This is a genomic window from Rhodococcus sp. OS5 (genome assembly GCF_056837585.1).
This window is the reverse complement of the sequence record NZ_CM166368.1, coordinates 2113219-2133275: the sequence shown is the minus strand read 5'-3', so window position 1 is coordinate 2133275 and position 20057 is coordinate 2113219. Positions and strand designations below refer to the sequence as shown.

At 61.9% G+C, this 20057-nt stretch carries 16 protein-coding genes, 1 pseudogene and 1 riboswitch; of the genes and pseudogenes, 10 read left to right on the top strand and 7 right to left on the bottom strand.

The genetic code is table 11. The features are described from left to right. Window positions 1-64 precede the first annotated feature (64 nt). Window positions 65-1597, top strand: a complete 1533-nt coding sequence (gene phoA / locus ACVZUB_RS09865) for an alkaline phosphatase (RefSeq protein WP_003940796.1) — start codon at window positions 65-67, stop codon at window positions 1595-1597. Between the two features lie 31 nt (window positions 1598-1628). Here phoA and ACVZUB_RS09860 read toward each other — a convergent pair whose 3' ends face one another. Genes ACVZUB_RS09860 through ACVZUB_RS09845 form a run of 4 tightly spaced genes read right to left on the bottom strand, consistent with a single transcriptional unit; the run spans window position 1629 to window position 5276 of the window. After that, complete coding sequence (locus tag ACVZUB_RS09860) at window positions 1629-2399, bottom strand: (2Fe-2S)-binding protein (protein WP_482628313.1); 771 nt, start codon at window positions 2397-2399, stop codon at window positions 1629-1631. Further along, window positions 2396-3193: an ABC transporter ATP-binding protein gene (locus ACVZUB_RS09855; protein WP_482628312.1), complete on the bottom strand. Its 798-nt coding sequence runs from the start codon at window positions 3191-3193 to the stop codon at window positions 2396-2398. Before ACVZUB_RS09855 ends, ACVZUB_RS09860 begins: the two co-directional genes overlap by 4 nt. A 50-nt stretch (window positions 3194-3243) precedes the next feature. Further along, window positions 3244-4284 (bottom strand): FecCD family ABC transporter permease, encoded by a 1041-nt coding sequence (locus tag ACVZUB_RS09850; protein ID WP_116056951.1) that lies wholly within the window; start codon window positions 4282-4284, stop codon window positions 3244-3246. Further along, window positions 4281-5276, bottom strand: a complete 996-nt coding sequence (locus ACVZUB_RS09845) for an ABC transporter substrate-binding protein (protein WP_029254958.1) — start codon at window positions 5274-5276, stop codon at window positions 4281-4283. Before ACVZUB_RS09845 ends, ACVZUB_RS09850 begins: the two co-directional genes overlap by 4 nt. A gap of 116 nt (window positions 5277-5392) precedes the next feature. Further along, window positions 5393-5538: riboswitch (cobalamin riboswitch) on the bottom strand. A gap of 71 nt (window positions 5539-5609) precedes the next feature. On the opposite strand from ACVZUB_RS09845, the gene ACVZUB_RS09840 reads away from it, so the two are divergent. The 4 genes from ACVZUB_RS09840 (at window position 5610) to ACVZUB_RS09825 (ending at window position 10717) form a co-directional block, all read left to right on the top strand. Next, window positions 5610-7730: an MMPL family transporter gene (locus tag ACVZUB_RS09840; protein WP_482628311.1), complete on the top strand. Its 2121-nt coding sequence runs from the start codon at window positions 5610-5612 to the stop codon at window positions 7728-7730. 67 nt (window positions 7731-7797) lie between these two features. Then, window positions 7798-8265, top strand: a complete 468-nt coding sequence (locus ACVZUB_RS09835) for a hypothetical protein (RefSeq protein ID WP_231917264.1) — start codon at window positions 7798-7800, stop codon at window positions 8263-8265. Between the two features lie 284 nt (window positions 8266-8549). Beyond that, on the top strand, window positions 8550-8672 hold the full coding sequence (locus tag ACVZUB_RS09830; protein WP_003940840.1) for a hypothetical protein: 123 nt from the start codon (window positions 8550-8552) through the stop codon (window positions 8670-8672). A gap of 50 nt (window positions 8673-8722) precedes the next feature. Then, window positions 8723-10717 (top strand): SDR family oxidoreductase, encoded by a 1995-nt coding sequence (locus tag ACVZUB_RS09825; protein WP_081557628.1) that lies wholly within the window; start codon window positions 8723-8725, stop codon window positions 10715-10717. A 96-nt stretch (window positions 10718-10813) separates the two neighbouring features. Here the strand turns inward: ACVZUB_RS09825 and ACVZUB_RS09820 are convergent, their stop codons facing one another. Both ACVZUB_RS09820 and ACVZUB_RS09815 read right to left on the bottom strand, forming a co-directional pair. Continuing rightward, a complete protein-coding gene (locus tag ACVZUB_RS09820; protein ID WP_073512447.1) occupies window positions 10814-11542 on the bottom strand; it encodes a response regulator transcription factor in 729 nt (242 codons plus the stop codon). Next, window positions 11539-12711, bottom strand: a complete 1173-nt coding sequence (locus tag ACVZUB_RS09815) for a sensor histidine kinase (RefSeq protein WP_231917257.1) — start codon at window positions 12709-12711, stop codon at window positions 11539-11541. Before ACVZUB_RS09815 ends, ACVZUB_RS09820 begins: the two co-directional genes overlap by 4 nt. A 298-nt stretch (window positions 12712-13009) precedes the next feature. Here ACVZUB_RS09815 and ACVZUB_RS09810 point away from each other — a divergent pair, with 298 nt between their 5' ends. The 5 genes and pseudogenes from ACVZUB_RS09810 (at window position 13010) to ACVZUB_RS09790 (ending at window position 18241) form a co-directional block, all read left to right on the top strand. Continuing rightward, window positions 13010-14095, top strand: coding sequence for a serine hydrolase domain-containing protein (locus ACVZUB_RS09810; RefSeq protein ID WP_230359678.1), 1086 nt, complete (start codon window positions 13010-13012; stop codon window positions 14093-14095). Window positions 14096-14278: 183 nt separating this feature from the next. Beyond that, window positions 14279-14827: pseudogene (locus ACVZUB_RS09805) on the top strand (serine hydrolase); the annotation flags it as partial. A gap of 71 nt (window positions 14828-14898) precedes the next feature. Further along, window positions 14899-15507, top strand: a complete 609-nt coding sequence (locus ACVZUB_RS09800) for a serine hydrolase domain-containing protein (RefSeq protein WP_245361423.1) — start codon at window positions 14899-14901, stop codon at window positions 15505-15507. A 99-nt stretch (window positions 15508-15606) separates the two neighbouring features. Beyond that, window positions 15607-16803, top strand: a complete 1197-nt coding sequence (locus ACVZUB_RS09795; RefSeq protein ID WP_230359677.1) for a serine hydrolase domain-containing protein — start codon at window positions 15607-15609, stop codon at window positions 16801-16803. A gap of 295 nt (window positions 16804-17098) precedes the next feature. Next, entirely contained in the window at window positions 17099-18241 is a 1143-nt protein-coding gene (locus ACVZUB_RS09790) for an MFS transporter (RefSeq protein WP_230691667.1), read from the top strand. 93 nt (window positions 18242-18334) lie between these two features. Here the strand turns inward: ACVZUB_RS09790 and ACVZUB_RS09785 are convergent, their stop codons facing one another. Beyond that, the gene (locus ACVZUB_RS09785; protein WP_007727452.1) at window positions 18335-19960 is read right to left on the bottom strand and encodes an N-acyl-D-amino-acid deacylase family protein; all 1626 of its coding nucleotides are present in this window, start codon (window positions 19958-19960) and stop codon (window positions 18335-18337) included. Between the last annotated feature and the right edge of the window lie 97 nt (window positions 19961-20057).

The following is a 20057-nucleotide window of genomic DNA, read 5'->3' as shown; positions in this document are numbered from 1 at the left end:
TCGCCCCAGATCATTAGCGGCGTTCATCATCTCCATCCACACTGTTTCCAGGAGTACTACTCGTATGTCGTTCTCGCGCAACACACGTAGGTTGACGGCCGTCGCCGGCGCCGTCGCCGTTCTGGCCGCTGCCGGCTGCAGCAGCAGCGCCGACGAGGCCACCGGCTCGAACGGCGCGACCGTCGATCGCGCCGCGACCGGCGAACTGTCCTCGAACGGTGGCGCTCGTCGCATCGACGGTGATCAGTCGGCCGCAGTGCGCGACGCCGTCAATGCCTCCGGCGCGAAGAACGTCATCCTCCTGATCGGGGACGGCATGGGCGACTCGGAGATCACCGCCGCGCGCAACTACGCCGAGGGCGCTGCCGGCAGCTTCCCCGGTCTCGACGCCCTGCCGATCACCGGCCAGTACACGCACTACGCACTGACCAAGGACGGCAAGCCCGACTACGTCACCGACTCCGCAGCCAGCGGATCTGCATGGTCCACCGGCACCAAGACCTACAACGGCGCGATTTCGGTCGACATCAAGGGTCAGGCCCAGTCGACCGTCCTCGAGATCGCCAAGGCGAACGGCAAGGCCACCGGCAACGTCTCCACCGCCGAGGTGCAGGACGCCACCCCCGCAGTGCAGGTCGCGCACGTCAGTGGCCGCAAGTGCTACGGACCGGAGGCGACGTCCAAGTCCTGCCCGGAGAACGCCCTCGAGAACGGCGGCAAGGGATCGATCAGCGAACAACTCCTCGACACCCGCGCCGACGTCACCTTTGCCGGCGGCGCCAAGTCCTTCGCCGAGACTGCGAAAGCCGGTGACTGGCAGGGCAAGACACTCAATGAGCAGGCCGCCGCCCGTGGCTACCAGCTGGTGAAGAACGCCGCCGAGATGAACGAGGTCGGCAAGGCCGATCAGGATGCACCCGTGCTCGGCTTGTTCGCCGACGGCAACATGCCCGTCCGCTGGGAAGGCTCTGTCGCCACCCGTGACGGTTACCTGCAACCCGCCGAAACCTGCGTCGACAACCCCAAGCGAACCTCCGACGTGCCCAAGCTCGCGGACATGACTCAGAAGGCCATCGACCTACTGAAGGTCAACGACAACGGATTCTTCCTCCAGGTCGAAGGTGCCTCGATCGACAAGCAGGATCACGCAGCCAACGCGTGCGGTCAGATCGGTGAAACCGTCGACCTCGACGAAGCTGTGCAGAAGGCACTCGAATTCGCGAAGACCGACGGAGAAACCCTGGTCATCGTCACAGCCGACCACGCTCACACCAGCCAGATCGTCACCAATGTCAGCGCCGACGACATCGCCACCATCGCCAAGGACCAGAACATCCCGGTCGAGCGCGCCCAGGAAATCGTCTACCCCGGACTGACCCGCAAGCTGACCACCAAGGACGGCTCGGAGATGACGATCAGCTACGGAACGTCCGAGGATCCGGCCGTCGAGTCCGAAGGACACACCGGAACTCAGTTGCGCGTAGCAGCTTTCGGCCCGCATGCGGCCAACGTCAGCGGTCTCACGGACCAGACCGACCTGTTCTTCACGATGACCGACGCGCTGGGACTCGACCGTTCCAAGGTCGCAGCTCACTGATCCGATAACACCTGAATCCGCCCACCCACAGTCACACCAGAGCGGCCAAGGCGCGCACCCGATCTTCGGGTGCGCGCTTCGGGCAACTGGTGCATTTGCCTTCACCGGGTACCTCGTAGATCAGGCAGCACGACGCCCGCTGCGTGAATCTGCGTCGCCCGAATGCCACCGGCGTCAATGGATTACCTACGCGCACAGCAGATTCTCTGCGATCCACGTCCACGAAACGCGGGACCGGAATGCCCGGGTTCTCACCGCGGAGAACTTCGATCAGACCGGTCGCAAATGCACTTCCGCGCTCCAGCGCATTACCGGCGGCATCGAGGCTGCGATTGGCGATGGAGTCCGTCGTGATCGCCCACAGCGCCTGCTGCCGAACGCCGGACACCTCGGCGAGTACCTCGATCACGGGATTGAGCGAGCGGAACATCGCGTGGCCCAACTCCGCCACACTCCGCGAGATCGGAATGACCGATCCGGCAGCAAAACCGCCCAGATAGCCGTTGTCACGCAAGAAGATCCGCCCACCGTCCAACGATGGATCGGCCGCGAACCCGGTGACCATCCCGGTTCCGATCGGAATGCCGGTCAGCGTCGAGCTGGCCGAGTACCACCACAACGTGCCGTTCACTCGACTGTCCGCACTCCCCCATCGCTCTGCCGTATCGGCGACACGTCCTGCCAACCACTGGGGGTCGGTCATCAACACCGCGGGCACCGTATCCGGATACGCGCTCAGGTTGTCGAAGAACGGCACAGCTACTGCCATACGGGCGTAGATCCCGGCCACCGATTCCGTCATGCCAGCCCCAATATCTCCATCCGCGGACGTACTCCGCGTTCGACTCGCGCCCTGATGCCGAAAACCTCGGCCAACAACGGCTCGTCCAACACCTCGACCGTAGACCCACACGCGCGGAGTTCACCTTCGGTGAGCACGGCAAGGTTGTCGCAGTACTCGACTGCCAACCGTAGATCGTGCATCGTGACCACAACTGCGAGCCCCGCCGACGCAAGTTCGGTAAGCAGTTCCATCACGATCAACTGGTGACGAAGATCGAGATGATTGGTCGGCTCGTCCAACAACAGAACCTTGGGCTCCTGAGCCAATGCGCGAGCTATCGAGACACGTTGCCGCTCACCACCCGACAGGGTCGATACGTCTCGTCCGGCAAGCTCGACCAAACCGACCTGCTCGATGCACCGGTCCACGATGGCGGTATCGCGCTCCGTGCTTCGGTCCAACCAGCTGCGGTGCGGAGTTCGTCCGAGCGCGATCGATTCACGAACCGACAGTCCTGCCGAGACAGTGGGTTCCTGAACACTTGCCGAGACAGTTCGGGCGATGTCCTTACGCGAGAGCGTCGTCGAGTCGACTTGATCGATCAGAACTGCGCCACCTGTCGGCGTCAAAGCGTTGTAGCAGCAGCGCAGCGCCGTCGTCTTGCCACTGCCGTTCGGCCCGACCAAGCCCAATATTTCACCGGACTTGACTGCGAAAGTGATGCCGCGCAACACTTCGCGATTTCCGAGCCGCGCCCGGGCCTCGACGAGTTCGAGCAGGGGCGCAGTTTCGGAGTCTTTCGGGAGTGTCACTGTTCTGGCCTGTGTCACTGTTCTGGCCTGTGTCACTGTTCTGGCCTGTGTCACTGTTCGAGCCTCCGATACTGCCGGTAGAGCATCCAAACGAAGATCGGTGCACCCACGAGGGCCGTGATCACTCCGACCGGAACTTCAGTGGATTGTGCCACCGAGCGCGCAGCGGTATCCGCGGCAACCATCGCGACGGCGCCCAGCAGGGCTGCAGCAGGGAGCAGTCGAATTGCTCTGGTGCCGACGATGAAGCCGGCCAGATGCGGGATCAGCAGACCGATGAAACCGATTCCACCGGCAACGCTGACTGCTGCGCCCGCCAGTACGGAGACCGCGAGCAAGGACAACACACGGAACCGTCGGACGTTCATACCGAGTGCAGCAGCCCCGTCGTCACCGGTCTGCAAAACGTCCATCCATCGCGAACTGAACAGAAGGGCTGTGCCGACGACGGCCAGTGTGATCGTCGGGAAGATCAGCGTCGACCATCGTGCATCACCGAATCCGCCGGCAATCCAGTGCATCACCGACGTCACGTGCCGATCATCGGCCAATACCAGGATGCAAAAGGTGATGAGCGCCGAGAATATCTGGGCGAGCGCGACACCCACCAAAATGATCGCGGTCGGCTGCGGATACCGGCCGCCGATCAGCAGTGCGAGAAACAACGGGATCATCGCCCCGACGAATGCTGCGACCGGAATCGTGAAAACCCCGAGGAGGCCTGCGCCGAAACCCAGCACCGACACGAGCACCACCATGAATCCCGCGCCCGACGAGACTCCGAGCAGATACGGATCGGCAAGCGGATTACGGGTGACAGCTTGAGCAACTGCACCTGCCATGGCCAACGAAGCACCCACTACCGCGGCAGTGAGTGCACGTGGCAGGCGGGAGTCGATCACGATCGACTCCCGCGCCGCGGTCCACCACGTCTCGAAAGTCCCTGGCGCCAAACGGGCTCCGACTATCGCCCAGACGTCACCGACGGGAATGCGAACCGATCCCAAGGAGACGGCCAACCCCAGGACGATCGCCAAGGCGACCGCCAAGCCGACAAGCAGGGCGCCGTACCCGTAACGCGTGCGGGTCACTTCGCCGCGTCAGCGCCTGGATGGAAGGCTGTTGCGATGGTCTGTGCCGAACGCACCAACCGTGAACTCTCGAACAGGTCAGCGAGAGGAACCACGACGAACCGGTTCTGCTGCACAGCAGGGGTGGTCGCCATCAACGGCTGGGCACGGAGGAAGTCGATCTTCTGCTCGGCGGTCTTGTCGCCGTAGTCGATGACCACGATTGCCTGGGGTGCACGCTCGGCAACAGCTTCCCACGATGCGTCGATGTAGGGCTTTGTCCCTTCGGCGAAGATGTTCGAGACGCCGGAGTATTCCGCGACCAATTGACCGACGCCGACTCCGCCGATGGTCGTCGGAACCTGGTCACCGCTGTCGTAGAAGAAGGTCGGTACCGGCGCCGCGTCTCCGACCGAAGCGCGGACGGAATCGAGACCATCGCTGATCTCCTCTGCGACCTCGCGGGCGGAATCTTCGACGCCCAGGACTCGACCGAGTTGCGTGTAGTCGTTCTCGAGCAATCCGATGTCGGGGAAACCGGTGCCACAGTATTCCGAGAAGAGGAAGGTGTTGATTCCGCGCTCGCCGAAAGCGTCTCGGGAACGGCCTTGCTTCTCGTTGAAGGCACTGGTCATTCCTCCGACCACGAAGTCCGGATCGACGTCGAGGACCTGCTCCATGCTGGGGAACGTATCGGAAAGGCTGGGAATCTTGTTGAATACATCGGCGGTCTCGGCAGTTGGCGGGTTGTCGCTGTACGCCCGCCCGACAATCCGATCACCCGCGCCGATCTCGATGAGGGCTTCGGTGACGTGTCCGTTCAAAGACACGATGCGCTGCGGCGGCGAATCGAAGGTCATCTCGCGATCGCAGTTGGTCACGGACACCGGCTGTGCGAAGGATTCCGCAGCAGACGCCGACTCTGATTCCTGACCTTTGGAACAACCTGCCGAAACCAAGGCGACCGCGATGAGAACAGCGGCGGCGCGGGACGGGGAGAACTGAAGTGACACGGGGACCTCGTAAGGGCTCTGAGCCACGAATGAGAATCCGACAGACAACTCCGCCCGCACGCTGATCCTCGGCCAGAGCTCCTGCTGGACTTCCTTTTCGTAGACCACGACGAATGGATGTCGCACACCGCGCGGCGGGTAATCGGGCTTGCCGACACTCGGTGACTACCGAGAATCGACCTACCGTTGCGGGTCAGCGCCGGATTCGGACCGGCTTCCCCCACACGCGTGGCTTGCAAGTGCTTCGAGCAGTATGCATGACGTTTCCGATTCAAGACCAAACGCCCACTACAGTCGATCTGGCCAGACGCCCCCACACACCGGAGTTGATACATGACACGCTGGGCCCAAACCGTCGTCGCCCGGAAATGGTGGGTACTGAGCCTCGCGGTTCTGATAGTTCTCATCAGTGGGGTGTGGGGACTCGGAGTGTTCGGCAAGCTCAGCCAGGGCGGCTTCATCGATCCGGGCAGCGACTCCGCGAAGGTCGCCGACATCATCGAAGACAATCTCGGACCGCAGACCCCGGACATCATCGCGATCTACTCGCCCACGGACGGCAAGACTCTGGACGACATCGGGCCGGCAGTGACAGCCGCCGTCGACCAATTCAAAACCGAAGTGCCGACCGCTTCGGTGAAATCGTATTGGGGAACAGACGCCGCAGCGAAGGCCAGCCTGCTCTCGAACGACGGATCCATGGCGGCCGTTGCGATCACGTTGGCACCGGACTCGGGCGTCACGCCCGCCACTTTCGCCGATCTCCTGCCGAAGCTCGAAGTCGAAGGTGCCGAGGCACAATTCGCGGGTAACACCGTCGTCGGCGTCGCATTCAACACCAAGCTCGAGAAGGACCTGGTGGTCGCCGAAGCCATCGCCATTCCGATCACTCTGGTGCTGTTGGTCTTTATCTTCGGCGGCATCGTCGCCGCTGCCGTGCCCGTGTTCGTGGGTGTACTCAGTGTCCTGAGCGCTTTGGCCGTTCTGCGAATCCTCACGCTGATCACCGATGTGTCCTCGTTCTCGATCAACGTCGCTTCTCTTCTCGGGTTGGGACTTGCCATCGACTACGGACTGTTCGTGGTCGGTCGGTTCCGTGAAGAACTGAATTCGGGCTCGGACCCGGGAGCGGCTGCTCAGCGGACAGTTCTGACGGCGGGTCGCACCGTCATGTTCTCAGGTCTACTGCTGATCTGTGCGTTCAGCGGCATGCTCGTATTCCCCCAGGCCGTCATCCGGTCTCTGGGCTTCGGCGCGATCGCCGCAGTATTGAGCGCGGCCGTCCTGTCGCTGACCGCTGTGCCTGCGCTGCTTGCCATTCTGGGGCATCGCATCAACGCCCTGACGTGGCGCAAGGATGCGGCGCAACGCGGCGAGGAACGCTCGCGCAAGTTCTGGGGCCGCGTCGTCACGTGGGTGATGAAGCGTCCGGTCGCAGTCTCGGTGACGATCGTGGCTGTGCTGCTCGTGATGGCCTCGCCGCTGCTCGGCGCCCGGCTGGGAGAACTCTCGTACACCGCACTACCGGACAACGACCCCGCTCGCGTCGCAATGGACACGTTGGTCAACGACTTCCCGCAAACCGGAAATGGCGCAACGATGATCCTTCAGGCCGAGGACGGGAACACTCTCACCCCGGCCGAAGGTGCAGCGATCGCCGAGTCCGCCGGTCAAGTCGAGGGCATCGGTCAGGCGATCGTCGTCGCGAGCACCAATCAACTCGTCGCGGTTCAGGCTCTCTACAGCGAGGGCTCTACACCCCAATCACAGAGCGCCGCAGTGACAGATCTGCGTGCGATCTCCGCTCCCGACGGAACGGTGCTGCTTGTCGGCGGCGGTCAAGCCATGGTCGACGACGGCAACAACGCCGTCCTGCACTGGCTACCGGTGATGATCCTCATCATGGTCGGATCCACCCTGATCCTGTTGTTCCTCGCGTTCGGTTCGGTGGTGCTGCCGATCAAGGCGGTGCTGATGGCAGCCCTGAGCCTCGCGACCACCTTCGGTGTCCTCACCTTCGTCTTCCAGGACGGACACGGCGTCGAACTCCTCGGGGTCAGTCAAACTCCGCTGGAGGCGACGTTTGTCGTGCTCATCCTGGCGGTGGTCTTCGGATTGTCCACGGACTACGAGGTTTTCCTGATGTCACGGATGGTCGAGGCCAAGAACGCGGGAGCGACGACAGAGGAAGCGGTCAAGTTCGGAACCGAGCGCACCGGCCGCATCGTGACGGCTGCCGCCTTACTCCTGATAGTGGTGACGGGGGCCTTCGCAATGTCAGGGCTGTCAGTGATGAAGTTCCTGGGCGTCGGCATGATCGTCGCGCTGATCGTCGACGCGACCATCATCCGCATGTTGCTCGTGCCCTCGCTCGTGAAGTTGATGGGCGAAGCGAACTGGTGGGCTCCTGTGTGGATGAAAAAGGTTCACGCGAAGGTCGGCATCGGCCACTGATCGCGACTGGATCATGTCGCTGAAGAGTGCCTGGGATCCTGCGGAGAGCCGTGTTTGACTAGGGGTCGTGGATGACTTACCTGAGAGTGTTGTGGTCGGCTCAGCAGTGTTTTCGCGTGTCGACTCGGACGATTCGTTGGCGTGCTGGACATCGATCATCGATGTCCAGGGGGTCGGTGACTCCAGGCCGGTGAGTCTGGTTATCGAGCCGGCCACCGTGCCGGAGTCTGCGGTGTGTGCGCTCGCTGCGACCGTGATGGCCCGGTTCGGTGAGTTTGCCGAAGTCGCCGCCGATTACCTGCGTCAACAGCTGCGTGGGCCACAGTTCGGCCTCCGCCACTCCGAACTCGTGGAGTTGGACGCCACGGAGTCACTGTTCGGCGAACCTGAGGCGGTGATCTGGGCTGACGGAACCTGGCTGCTGCGGTTCGCTGAGTCAAGGCTCGAGATGGCCGATCCTTTCGGGATCGGTGTTCTGTTCGAAGGAACGACCCCGTATGCGGTCGAGGACTTGTCGGGCGCTGAACCGGCCTAGGGTTTGCCGGCCTGGCCACTCCATCGCCTCGACGATGGTGCGCCGGTCTACTGGCGGACGGCGCATGGCCTTCACACCCTCGGAACAACGGCCGCCCACATCTCATCCGAAATCAGGTCACGCGACGCAAGGACGAGCGCGCACCCCACTGCGCCCGAAACTCTTCAGCAACAGACCTAGTGGATTTCCCTGATCGGGCAGTCGTCCTCGAGGATGACTGCCCGATCGTCTAAATCGCTCCGCAGGGCGATGTTCTCCGAAGCTGATTTCGTCAGACTTGGAGCATGACAATTTTCGAATGGATCCTTGCAATCCCCGCTCTTGCGCTTGCCGTCGCGTTCTTGTTCTCCGGAATCATCTCCGCGGGCATCGACTTCGACGCCGAGGACGGGGTCATGACGCATTGATGTTCGTTTCCCTCTAGCCGCTGATCTTACTTTGGAGTAAGTTACCGACTATGGCCACATACATCGTCACTGGCGGTACCGGATTTCTCGGACGAGCTGCACTGCCACTCCTGCTCGAGCGTGATCAAACTGCTCAGATCCATGTGCTGGTCAGAGCCGGTTCTGTCGCCAAACTCGAAGAACAGGTGTCGGCAATTCCCGGCGGCGATCGCGTGCATCCGCTCATTGGAGATCTGACCGAGCCTGGGCTGGGCATCGATTCTCCCCCACCTGCCGACCACGTCCTTCACCTCGGCGCGATCTACGACATCACGGCCGGAGACGAGCAGGCTTCGACGAATGTCGACGGCACACGCTCCGTGGTCGAACTTGCTGCGAAACTGGGAGCCACCCTTCATCACGTGTCATCGGTCGCAGTCGCAGGCGACTATCCGGGCACGTTCAGCGAGACCGATTTCGATTGCGGCCAAGGCTTTCCGACGCCCTACCACCGAACCAAGTTCGAGGCCGAGAAGCTCGTTCGAGAACGAGAAGGCCTCACCTGGCGTGTTTATCGGCCGTCTGCCGTGGTCGGCAACTCCGTCACCGGGGAGATGGACAAGATCGACGGTCCGTACTACTTGTTTCCAGGACTGGCGCTACTCGCGAAACTACCTGCAGCACTCCCCGTCCCGATCCCCAACCTCGGCGCAACCAATGTGGTGCCCGTCGATTACGTAGCCGCCGCCCTCGTCGAATTGATGCACGCGCCCGGCCACGACGGCGAAGCATTCCATCTCGTGAATCCGAAACCTCAACCGGTACGCGAAATCTATGCCGGACTCGCCAAGGCCGCCGGAGCGCCCCGGCCCGCACTCAGCCTGCCGGGCGTGATCGCCAAACCCTTTGTCTCGCCATTGCCGATGGATTCGGCAGAATCGGCGCGGAAGGCCTTCCTCGATCGCATCGGCATGCCTGCAGCATTACTCGACAACATGACGATGGCGCCGAAATTCACCTCCGCGAGAACCGTTGCCGCCCTGGCCGGATCAGGACTGGCGGTCCCCGAGTTCGGGTCGTACTCCACTGTGTTGTGGAAGTACTGGCGCGCAAACCTCGATCCCAATCGCGCACGACGTAACAGTCCCGAAGGACCACTCGTCGGTCGGATCGTTCTGATCACCGGAGGCTCTTCCGGAATCGGCAAGGCATCGGCCATTGCCGCTGCTCAGAAGGGCGCCACCGTTCTCCTGATCGCACGCCGCACCGACGAACTCGATGCCGCAGTACAGGAGATTCGATCAGCCGGAGGCAAGGCGTTCGGTTACCCCTGCGACATCACCGACGACGAGTCGGTCCAGCACACGATCAAAAGCATTCTGACAGAACACGATCACGTAGACATGTTGGTAAACAACGCCGGCCGATCCATCCGGCGCGGCATTTACCACTCCACTGATCGTTTCCACGACTACGAACGAACGATGGCCGTGAACTACTTCGGCGCTGTGCGATTGGTGCTCGCCTTGTTACCGACCATGCGTTCTCGCCGCTTCGGCCACATCGTGAACATCAGCAGCGCGGGAGTCCAGGCGGCAACGCCTAGATTCTCGGCCTACGTGGCGAGCAAGGCCGCCCTCGACGGTTTCTCGGACGTAGCCGCCTCTGAAACCCTGGCGGACGGAATCACTTTCACGACCATCCACATGCCCCTGGTCGAAACACCGATGATCGCTCCGACCGGCGAATACAACAACGGCCCGATCACCAGCCCGGAAAAGGCTGCGGCAATGGTAATCCGCGCGCTGATCGACCGCCCCAAACGCATCGACGTACCACTCGGAACCCTGGGTGATCTGGGAACCCTGTTCGCACCGCACACCAAGGACCGAATTCTCAACCAGATGTACCAGGCCTTCCCCGATTCTCCGGCGGCAAAGGGTCAGGTAGACAAGGAAACTCCGGCAGACGCTCCGGCAACACCGACGCGACAGCACCACTCGCGCTCGCGCATCCGCAAACTCGGCCGTCGTGCCGCCCGACTCGTGCCCGGTACGCACTGGTGACCGGTGGTGTGACTTCGCCTCGGAGCGTTTCGGCAAGAGGAACGGATCTGTAGGTTCAGTCGGCGAATCCTCACCGGGTCACGCTGACAAAAGCAATCAACCGCCAGTTGCACAGGGTTCCGTATCGGTGCCTGACCCCGGGACCACCAGACCAGACTCGTAGGCGATGACGACAGCGTGCGTCCGATTCTGAGCACCGAGCTTTGCCAGCACGTTCCCGACATGCGTTTTCACTGTCTCCAGGCTCACAACCAGAACCTGAGCAATATCCGAGTTGCACAGCCCGGTGGCCATCAACCGCAATACCTCTTCCTCCTTTGCTGTCAGCGCTGCATTCGGGAACGCCTCAGCGGAGACCAACGGGCGGGGCGTAACCATCCGGCGTAGCGCGGCAGGGAACAGGATCACTTCGCCCGCCGCCACCACACGTACTGCCGCTGCGATCTGCGGGACTGGGAGCCGCTTCAGCACGAAGCCACTCGCGCCCGCACTGAGTGCGGCCGTGACGTAGCCATCGTTTTCGAAAGTGGTGATTACCAAGACTTTCGGCGGTTCGGTGCACTCGGCCTGGAGGTGCCGAGTTGCCTCTATTCCGTTGCGCAGCGGCATCCGCACGTCCATCAGCACCACATCCGGACGAAGTTGCCGCGAAAGCTCCACTGCTTCGATACCGTCGGAAGCCTCGCCGACGACCACAATCCCGGGCTGAGCTGCGAGCAGCATACGCAGGCCGCTGCGGGTAACGTCGTCGTCATCCGCAATCAGCAGGGTGACTGGCATGCTTGCAGGTTCGGCGGCGTCCTCACTCCAATTGGCTTCGGTCATCGTGCCACCCGTACCGGCAACTGAACACTCAATCGCCAGCCCTGGGCTCCGTCCGGTCCAGCCTTGAACTCACCGTTCAAGAGTCGCACGCGCTCGGCCAAACCTGCCAGGCCGCGCCCTGATCTTCGAACTACGTCTGCCTTTCCCCCGGTCACTGCCCCGATGCTGTTGACCACTCTGAGCTCGACGCTCTCCGAGCCGACTGCCACCGTGATTTCGATCGGCCCGCTGTCCCCGTGCCGCAGAGCATTGGTCGTCCCCTCTTGCAGGATCCGGTACGCCGCGCGAGAGAGTGTCCCCTGGATCTGTGAAAGGTCACCCGACAGGTTCACCTCCACAACCGCCCCCGCATGCCGCAACCGATCAATTAACGCGGGCAAGTCCGACAGCGTCCGAGAAGGTACAGCCCCAGGCCTCTCCTCGCGAAGTACACCCAGTACGTAGTCCAGGTCCTCGAGCGCTGCCCGTGTCGACTCCTCGATGCTACGCATGGCGGCCCTCGCTGCGGCAGGATCGGAGGCAAGCACCTCGCCGGCCACCGCCGCCTGGATCGTGGCGGCGGTGAGCGTGTGTCCGATCGAGTCGTGCAACTCGTGAGCGACCCGATTACGTTCGGCCAGTTGCAGTTCACGTTCTTCCGCCAGCGCGAGCCGTTCAGCCGTGGACGGCCCCAACAGTCGTGGCGCCAGCCATCTCAGCAGTGTTGCCACCAGGACACAAATTCCTACCGCAAGCAGGAGGCAGCCGGCCGCCACGATCCAGGTCCATCCACCCGTCACGTCAACCGACGTATCGAACAGACTGATTCGCGCCGTGCCGCCGAGCCAGTTCCCCGGGAGCGAAATCCCCATGATGAAAAGGACGCTGGTCGCGAGCGCCGCCAGCCAACCCACCATGACATGCAGGACAATCCAGAGCGGGGCCCGCCAGCGATCAATCTCCGAGAGGTTAGGAGTACGGTGTCCGAGCGCTGGACTCGGCAGCGACACCTGCAGCAGTCGGCGGGCAGTAACGATGAGCGCGCGTCGCACAGGATGCACCAGGCCGAGTGCTCCTACCAAAGTCACCCATATGAGCAGGACCGAAAGCACCCGGACGAACTCGGGTGCGGATTGCCACGCGAGAGCAGGCAACATCGCAACCACCAGAAGTGGCAGGCTTGCCAACACACCACAAAAGGCGAAAAGTACAGCTGAGTATGTAGAGCCCCGCATCAGCGGTCGTAGTCCGGTGATCATGATTCGACAAGTATGACTGGGCCGCTCGGCGATGGCCTCCCCCGATCGAGGGAGATGGTTTTCCCGCGTCGGAGCGATGCGCGACCAATCCTCCAGCAGACAGGATCGTGTCCAGACCGATCAATCTCTCCAAGGAGTTCTACTGATGCGCCGCCACAGTCGACAGGGCCAACCTCCCTCACCCCAAAGACAAAGCCGGAAACGGCACCGCGCCCTCTGTTCCGTCGCAATGACTCTCAGCGTGGTCACCCTCGGTGCGTGCTCGTCGTCCGCCGATACCGTCGCTGCGCGGCACGATGCGGTTCAACACTCACTCGACGCACTGGTGAGCGAGGACGGACTACCCGCCGCCCTCGCAAGCATCCAAGACCGAAACGGCAACTCCCACAACTACACCGCAGGAGTCGGTGACCTGACCACCGGATCAGAGGTACCCCCCAACGGCCAGATACGAATCGGCAGCAACACCAAAACCTTCACCGCAGTAGTGGTCCTGCAACTGGTCGCCGAAGGAAAGATCGAACTCGACACCCCCATCGAGACCTACCTACCCGGACTCGTCCGCGGAGACGGGATCGACGGCCACAACATCACCATCCGCCAACTCCTCCAACACACCAGCGGACTCCCCAACTACAGCAACTACCTGGAAGACGAAGTCCGATACTACGACCCACGCGAACTTCTCGACATCGCGCTCGAACATCCTGCCGACTTCGCCCCCGGAACGAGTTGGAAGTACAGCAACACCAACTACGTCCTCGCTGGCCTACTCGTACAGAAGATCACTGAAAAACCCCTCGCCGAGGAGATGAACCGGCGAATCTTCGCGCCGATCGATCTGCAGCACACATACTTTCCTGAACCATACGACGAGAAGATCTCGGAACTTCACCCCCGCGGCTACTACCGGGAGTCATCGGACGCGCCTCCCGTCGACATCACAGAGATAGACCCCTCGTGGGGATGGGCCGCAGGGCAATTGATCTCCACCACCTCGGACCTCAACCAGTTTCTCCACGCACTCCTCGACGGACGACTGCTCCCCGCAGCCCAACTCGACCAGATGCGCACTACCGTCCCCGCGGAGGAAACCTTCGGACCCGATGCCCGCTACGGACTTGGATTGGTCAGCCGCCCGCTACCGTGTGGCGGCCTGTCCTGGAGCCACGGCGGCAGTTTCCCTGGATACGAGACACGCGGGGGCGCTACCGACGACGGACGCGAAGCGAACATCGCGGTCAGCATGCAAGTAGTCGACGACGCCACCCGGAGAAAACTCGAACACGCGGTGGATATCGCCCTTTGTCGCTGAGGCCTCCTGTCAATCACCAAAGGCCGCCTACTCCGAAATAGCTCGTGAAACCGACAGTATCGGCCGCGAGACGCCGGACTCCGAGGTGCAGCCGGCTACACCCCGTACGCTCCGGCACGCACCACCGAGAGACTGCACTTCGCACCATGGAGGACGCGTACGCACGTCAATACTGTTCTCTGCATGTGGAACTCACCACGAGATTCGACGAACAGGAGACCACAACCAATGACCACCCTTCGACGTCGCCCCCTGCTCACCGTGCTTCCGGCAGTCACCGCTGCAGCCCTCATATTGGGCGTGAGCGGATGTGGTGACACCACTGACTCCACTGATTCCACTCGGCAAAGCGACGCTGCCGTGCAACAGGCGCTCGACGGCGTCATCGAGCAGGGGATCCCCGGCGCACAACTCGTGATCTCCGACCCGTCGCGGGGCACTCGCATCATTCGTGCAGGAATGGGAAACACCGCCACCGGCGAGCCTATCCCCGATGATGCGCGGGTCCGAATCGGCAGCAACACAAAGGCCTTCGTCTCGACCGTCGTCATGCAACTCGTCGACGACGGACTGCTCGACCTCGATATGAGCATCGAGCACTACCTGCCCGGAACGGTCGTAGGCAACGGGAACGACGGCAACCGAGTCACCATTCGAGATCTCTTGCAGCACACCAGTGGACTGACGGACTACCTCGCCGCCGGCGGAGCACGGCCGGAAGACATCAAGCCCGGCCAGCTGCTGGTGGGGACAAGCGCACAACCACCGGAGCACTCTCCCCCACTGAACTGGTCGATATCGCGATGTCTCTTCCACCCGGCCCGGCAGCCAAAGACAAGGCTGTCTATTCGAACACGAACTACATTCTGCTCGGGATGCTCATCGAGAAGGTCACAGGACGCCCTGCCGCGCAGGAGATCACCACCCGCATAATCGATCCGCTCGGACTGATGGACACCTATTTTCCCGCCTCCCGCGAGACACAGATCCGCGGTTCTCATGCACAGGGCTATCACCCGATTGACGGCATTCAGGTCGATGTCACCGATGGCGACGTGTCGTGGGCCGACACCGCAGGTGCGATGGTCGCAACGGGCGCCGACCTCAACACTTTCTTCACGGCTTTGCTACGCGGCGATCTCGTCTCGAATGACAGGCTCGCCGAGATGAAACACACCGTGCCGTTCGACAGGAGCCCGCAGGACAGCTACGGACTCGGACTAGTCCGCGTGAACAGCTCCTGCGGGAAGGAGATCTGGGGTCACGGCGGCGGAATTCCCGGCTTCGGCACCTCGGGCGGAGTCGATACCACAGGACGCGCTGTGACTCTCACCCTCAATCACATCCCGATGAGCGAGGACGCCTTCGTAGCAGCACAGCGAGTTGTCGACGCAGCGATGTGCGAGAAGTGAAGGAAACATGTTCGTGCACGACTTCGCACGCAACATCGAACAACAATTCTTCCCGAGCGAACGATGTCCCGAACCTACCAATCCTCAGGAGTTCTACTGATGCGTAACAATATTCGAAAGGGCTTCCCTTCCTCAGATCGCCGGCAGGACCGCAAACGGCACCGGACCTTTTCGGTCGTTGCCGCGGCGGCCCTCGGTGCCATGACGCTGGCGTCCTGCTCGCCGTCATCCGCCCTCAGTCCCGATACCGTCGGTTCTTCCTCCACCGAGTCCGACGCGGTTCAACGCTCCCTCGACGCACTGGTGAGCGAGGACGGACTACCCGCCGCCCTCGCAAGCATCCAAGACCGAAACGGCAACTCCCACAACTACACCGCAGGAGTCGGTGACCTGACCACCGGATCAGAGGTACCCCCCAACGGCCAGATACGAATCGGCAGCAACACCAAAACCTTCACCGCAGTAGTGGTCCTGCAACTGGTCGCCGAAGGAAAGATCGAACTCGACACCCCCATCGAGACCTACCTACCCGGACTCGTCCGCGGAGACGGGATCGACGGCCACAACATCACCATCCGCCAACTCCTCCAACACACCAGCGGACTCCCCGATTACGGAATACACGTCAATGACGAAGAGATCAGATACCGCTACGCCGACCCCCACGATTTGCTCGACGTCGCGTTCCAACACCCCGCCGACGCACCGCCCGGAACGAGTTGGGGGTACAGCAACACCAACTACATTCTGGCCGGCCTACTCGTACAGAAGGTTACCGGCCGCCCCCTCGCCGAGGAGATGAATCGACGTATCTTCGCGCCGATCGGCCTGCGCGACACCTACTTCCCATCCCCGGGAGACATGACCATCCGGGGTCCCCATCCCAAGGGATACCACCGCACCGCACCAGACAGCCCACTGAGTGACGTCACAGAGATGGACCCATCGTGGGGATGGGCCGCAGGGCAGCTGATCTCCACCACCTCGGACCTCAACCAGTTCCTCTACGCGCTACTCGACGGACGACTGCTCCCCGCAGCCGAACTCGACCAGATGCGTACCACCGTCCACGTCGGCGGGCCCACCGGACTCGAGTACGGCCTCGGCCTCACCAGCAGGACTCTCTCGTGCGGCGGGGTCTACTGGGGCCATGGCGGCGACATAGTCGGTTACGAGACCCGCGGCGGCATCACCGACAACGGGCGCGCCGTAAACCTTGCGGTGACTGCTCTTCCCACGACTGCGTCCGCCACGCAACACGTCGTAGACACCGTGGACAGAGCTTTGTGCAGTTAAAGCTCTGGTGACATCGTCACCCGGAATCTCACCCGAGTGACGCTGTACCGCCCGACGAAACATTCGGTCGGTTATTGGCCGAACGGACCAATGCGGCCTACGTGTCCGCTGCCACACTTCATCAGTCCATGCGGCACAACGCAATTCAGGAGGCATGATGAAGTCGGAACGCGCCACAGTTGAGGAACCCTCGCATAGCGGCGGCAAGTCGATACAAAACATATTGGACAACAAGTCAATTCGTCGAACAACGACTATGACTGTTGGGCTGCTCAGTACGATCTGGATGATCGACATGATAGATCGCGTGATGATCGGGCTTGCACTGCCGATGATCGGAGACGAATTCTCCCTCAGTAATACGCAATTGGGCGGAGTCGTGTCGATCTTCGCCATCTTTTACATGCTCGGGCAGGTCCCCGGCGGCATGCTGGCCGACCGATTCGGACCCCGGCCACTGTTGATCGTTGCGTTGATCCTGTGGTCGGTGTTCACCGCACTGACAGGATTCGCCTGGGGACTCGTCTCGCTGATGGTCATGCGTGCGATGTTCGGGCTCAGCCAGGGTCTCTTCCCAGCAGCGTCGTTCAAAGCTCTGGCTGAGCGAACCCGTCCGAAAACTCGCGCCACGGCCATGGGCTTCATGATCGGTGCAAACAACCTGGGCCCCGGCATCGCACCATTGATCATCGCCCCAGTTCTCATGGCCGTCGGTTGGCGGGACGCATTTTGGCTGGTGGCCATAGTCGGCGCCGTGATCGGCACAGTCGTCTGGTTGGTGCTCCCGGCGCCGTTGGACACAGAGATCACGGAAGATCCGGAGGCCGCACTGCAACCGCTCGCCAGTGAACACTCACGCGCCGCGGTATTCAAGTCCGTTTCGGTCTGGAAGTTCGCACTTCTGTTCTGCCTGGCTAACATGGCCGGATATGGGCTGTTGACCTGGGTGCCGAGCTACCTCCTCAACGAAAAGGGGCTCTCGCTGATCGATACGGGAATCTTCGCGGCGATCCCGTTCATCGTCACGGCATTGGCCATCGTCGTCGGTGGACGTCTGGTGGACAAGTACTTTCACGACAGCGCGCGCATTCTGCTCGTTCCGTGCATGGCCACCTCCGCCATTCTGCTGTTCTTGATGACTACCACCGATACCGTCGCGATGTTCACGTTCTATCAAACCCTCGCGATGGGCGTCAGCGGACTGTGCTCGATGTCGATCTTCGCCCTCCCGTTGCGGGCATTGCCTGCCGAATTCCTCGGTTCCGGAATGGGTTTGATCAACGGTTGTGGACAGCTCGCCGGTTTCATCACCCCCCTCGTGATGGGATGGATGGTGGACCAGTTCTCGTACATGGCCGCGTTCGGAGTCCTGGTCGGCGCGACGGCTGCGGCGGCTCTGGTGGCCATGATCGTTCCGCAAACCCCGGCGAAATTCTGAGGGCTCTCACGTGGTCCGGCGAAGTGGCCGCTGAAGGGTCGTTCCCGGCAGTGGCCGCTTCGCCGATCCGGAGCTGACCCCGGTGCCAGCTCGTCACCTCACTGCATCGAACCCGTTGCGCGAGCGCCGAAGTGCGCGCCCTGCAAGCATCCCCGTCGGCACCCCGTCCGACAGTGCCGGTTGCCCATTGACCACAACGTGCCGCATTCCGGTCGCATACACTCTTGGGTTGTCGTATGTCGCGAGATCCTCTACCTGCGAGGGGTCAAAGATCGCCAGATCGGCGTATCCCCCTGGCGCAATGTAGCCCCGCTTCGCCAAACCGAAGTTTTCAGCAGGAAGGCTGGTCATTCGGCGAACGCATTCCTCGACTGATTGCCCGCCAATGCCGCGGGTGTAGCGGCTCAGAATACGGGCGAAAGTTCCGAATGAACGGGGGTGGACGGGTTGCCCCGCGAAAAGGGTCTCCGTGCTTTGAGCATCGGCATCGGAACCAACCGAAACCCAGGGACGCTCGAAGGCAGTTCGCGTGTTGTCCTCCGACGCAATGAAATAGGCAGCCTCGGCTGTGGGGAGAGCGTCGAGAACAGCCAGTATGGTGTCTACCGGGTCGTGATGCCCCATCCTCCGAGCAATAGATCCCAGAGCTTCCCCCGCTCGGATCCCGAGTGCCGGTACCTCGGACAAGATCGTCACCCCATCGGCGCCTCCGGACGCAGCGTAGAGATTCTCCCAGTCCTCGTCCTCACGATGGATCCTCTCGCGGATCTGCTCTCGGACACCGGTCGAGTTCAGGTGCGTGCGCCCGGCCGTCGTGTCACGACACCGAAACTCCGGTGGCAACGCGGCACTGAGCAGCGTGTTCCCCGCCTCGTACGGATATACGTCCGCGGTGATTCGCACACCGTCCTCGCGAGCCGACTCAACCAATTGCAAGGCCTCGGACATTTTGTGCCAGTGCGACTTACCAGCAACCTTGAGGTGGTAGATCTCCCCGCGCGCTCCTGTCGTTCGAGCGATATCGACCAGTTCCTCGATGCTTTCGAGAAACCTCTGCCCTTCGCTTCGGAGATGGCAGATATGGACGGCATCGTGTCTGGCGAGCACCTGCGAAAATGCTCGCAACTCGCCGGAATCCGCATAGCTTCCGGGTGGATAGATCAGAGCCGAACCCACTCCGAGAGCTCCATTTTCAAGCTCCTCGTCGAGCAGGGCACACGCTTCGGCCAGCTCTTGTTCACTCAACAGGCGATTGTCCACACCCGCAACCACCATGCGCAGATTCGCCGCGCCGACGAAGCTCGCCACGTTGAAACCGACGCCGTTCGTCTCCAAGGATTCGAGAAAATCATGCAACCTCGGCCAATGTGATTGCACCCCAGTTGGAATCGCGCCCAATCCGAGCATCGCCGGAGTCATCGAACCCGTGACCGGTCCGAGAGACACGCCTTCACCGAAGACCTGGGTTGTGACCCCCTGATACAAGTCCGACAATCCTCGTGGGTCTTGCTGCAGCGTGAGGTAACTATGGCTGAGCACATTCACAAAACCGGGAGCCACCATGCAACCGCGAGCATCGATGTCGATCGCCCCCGGCACAGCACCGATCGTTCCGACTTCCACGATCGTGTCACCGGAGATCGCAACATCCGCTTTCCTGGGCGGGCTCCCTCTACCATCGAGCACAGTCCCGTCCCGAACGACGATTGTCGGCAGCATCACGTCTCCTCCACGGTGGCCTTGCTGTCGCGAGATGCGACCCTGTTCACTTTGCTGAATCGTGGAAGCGAAATCTTGTTCCAGACACACATACGCG

Excerpts from the sequence above, each read along its gene's own strand:
- phoA (WP_003940796.1), top strand. The coding sequence starts at position 65 with ATGTCGTTCTCGCGCAACACACGTAGGTTGACGGCCGTCGCCGGCGCC.
- ACVZUB_RS09860 (WP_482628313.1), bottom strand. The coding sequence starts at position 2,399 with ATGACGGAATCGGTGGCCGGGATCTACGCCCGTATGGCAGTAGCTGTG.
- ACVZUB_RS09840 (WP_482628311.1), top strand. The coding sequence starts at position 5,610 with ATGACACGCTGGGCCCAAACCGTCGTCGCCCGGAAATGGTGGGTACTG.
- ACVZUB_RS09830 (WP_003940840.1), top strand. The coding sequence starts at position 8,550 with ATGACAATTTTCGAATGGATCCTTGCAATCCCCGCTCTTGCGCTTGCC.
- ACVZUB_RS09825 (WP_081557628.1), top strand. The coding sequence starts at position 8,723 with ATGGCCACATACATCGTCACTGGCGGTACCGGATTTCTCGGACGAGCT.
- ACVZUB_RS09820 (WP_073512447.1), bottom strand. The coding sequence starts at position 11,542 with ATGACCGAAGCCAATTGGAGTGAGGACGCCGCCGAACCTGCAAGCATG.
- ACVZUB_RS09810 (WP_230359678.1), top strand. The coding sequence starts at position 13,010 with ATGACTCTCAGCGTGGTCACCCTCGGTGCGTGCTCGTCGTCCGCCGAT.
- ACVZUB_RS09800 (WP_245361423.1), top strand. The coding sequence starts at position 14,899 with ATGTCTCTTCCACCCGGCCCGGCAGCCAAAGACAAGGCTGTCTATTCG.
- ACVZUB_RS09795 (WP_230359677.1), top strand. The coding sequence starts at position 15,607 with ATGCGTAACAATATTCGAAAGGGCTTCCCTTCCTCAGATCGCCGGCAG.
- ACVZUB_RS09790 (WP_230691667.1), top strand. The coding sequence starts at position 17,099 with ATGATAGATCGCGTGATGATCGGGCTTGCACTGCCGATGATCGGAGAC.
- ACVZUB_RS09785 (WP_007727452.1), bottom strand. The coding sequence starts at position 19,960 with ATGCTGCCGACAATCGTCGTTCGGGACGGGACTGTGCTCGATGGTAGA.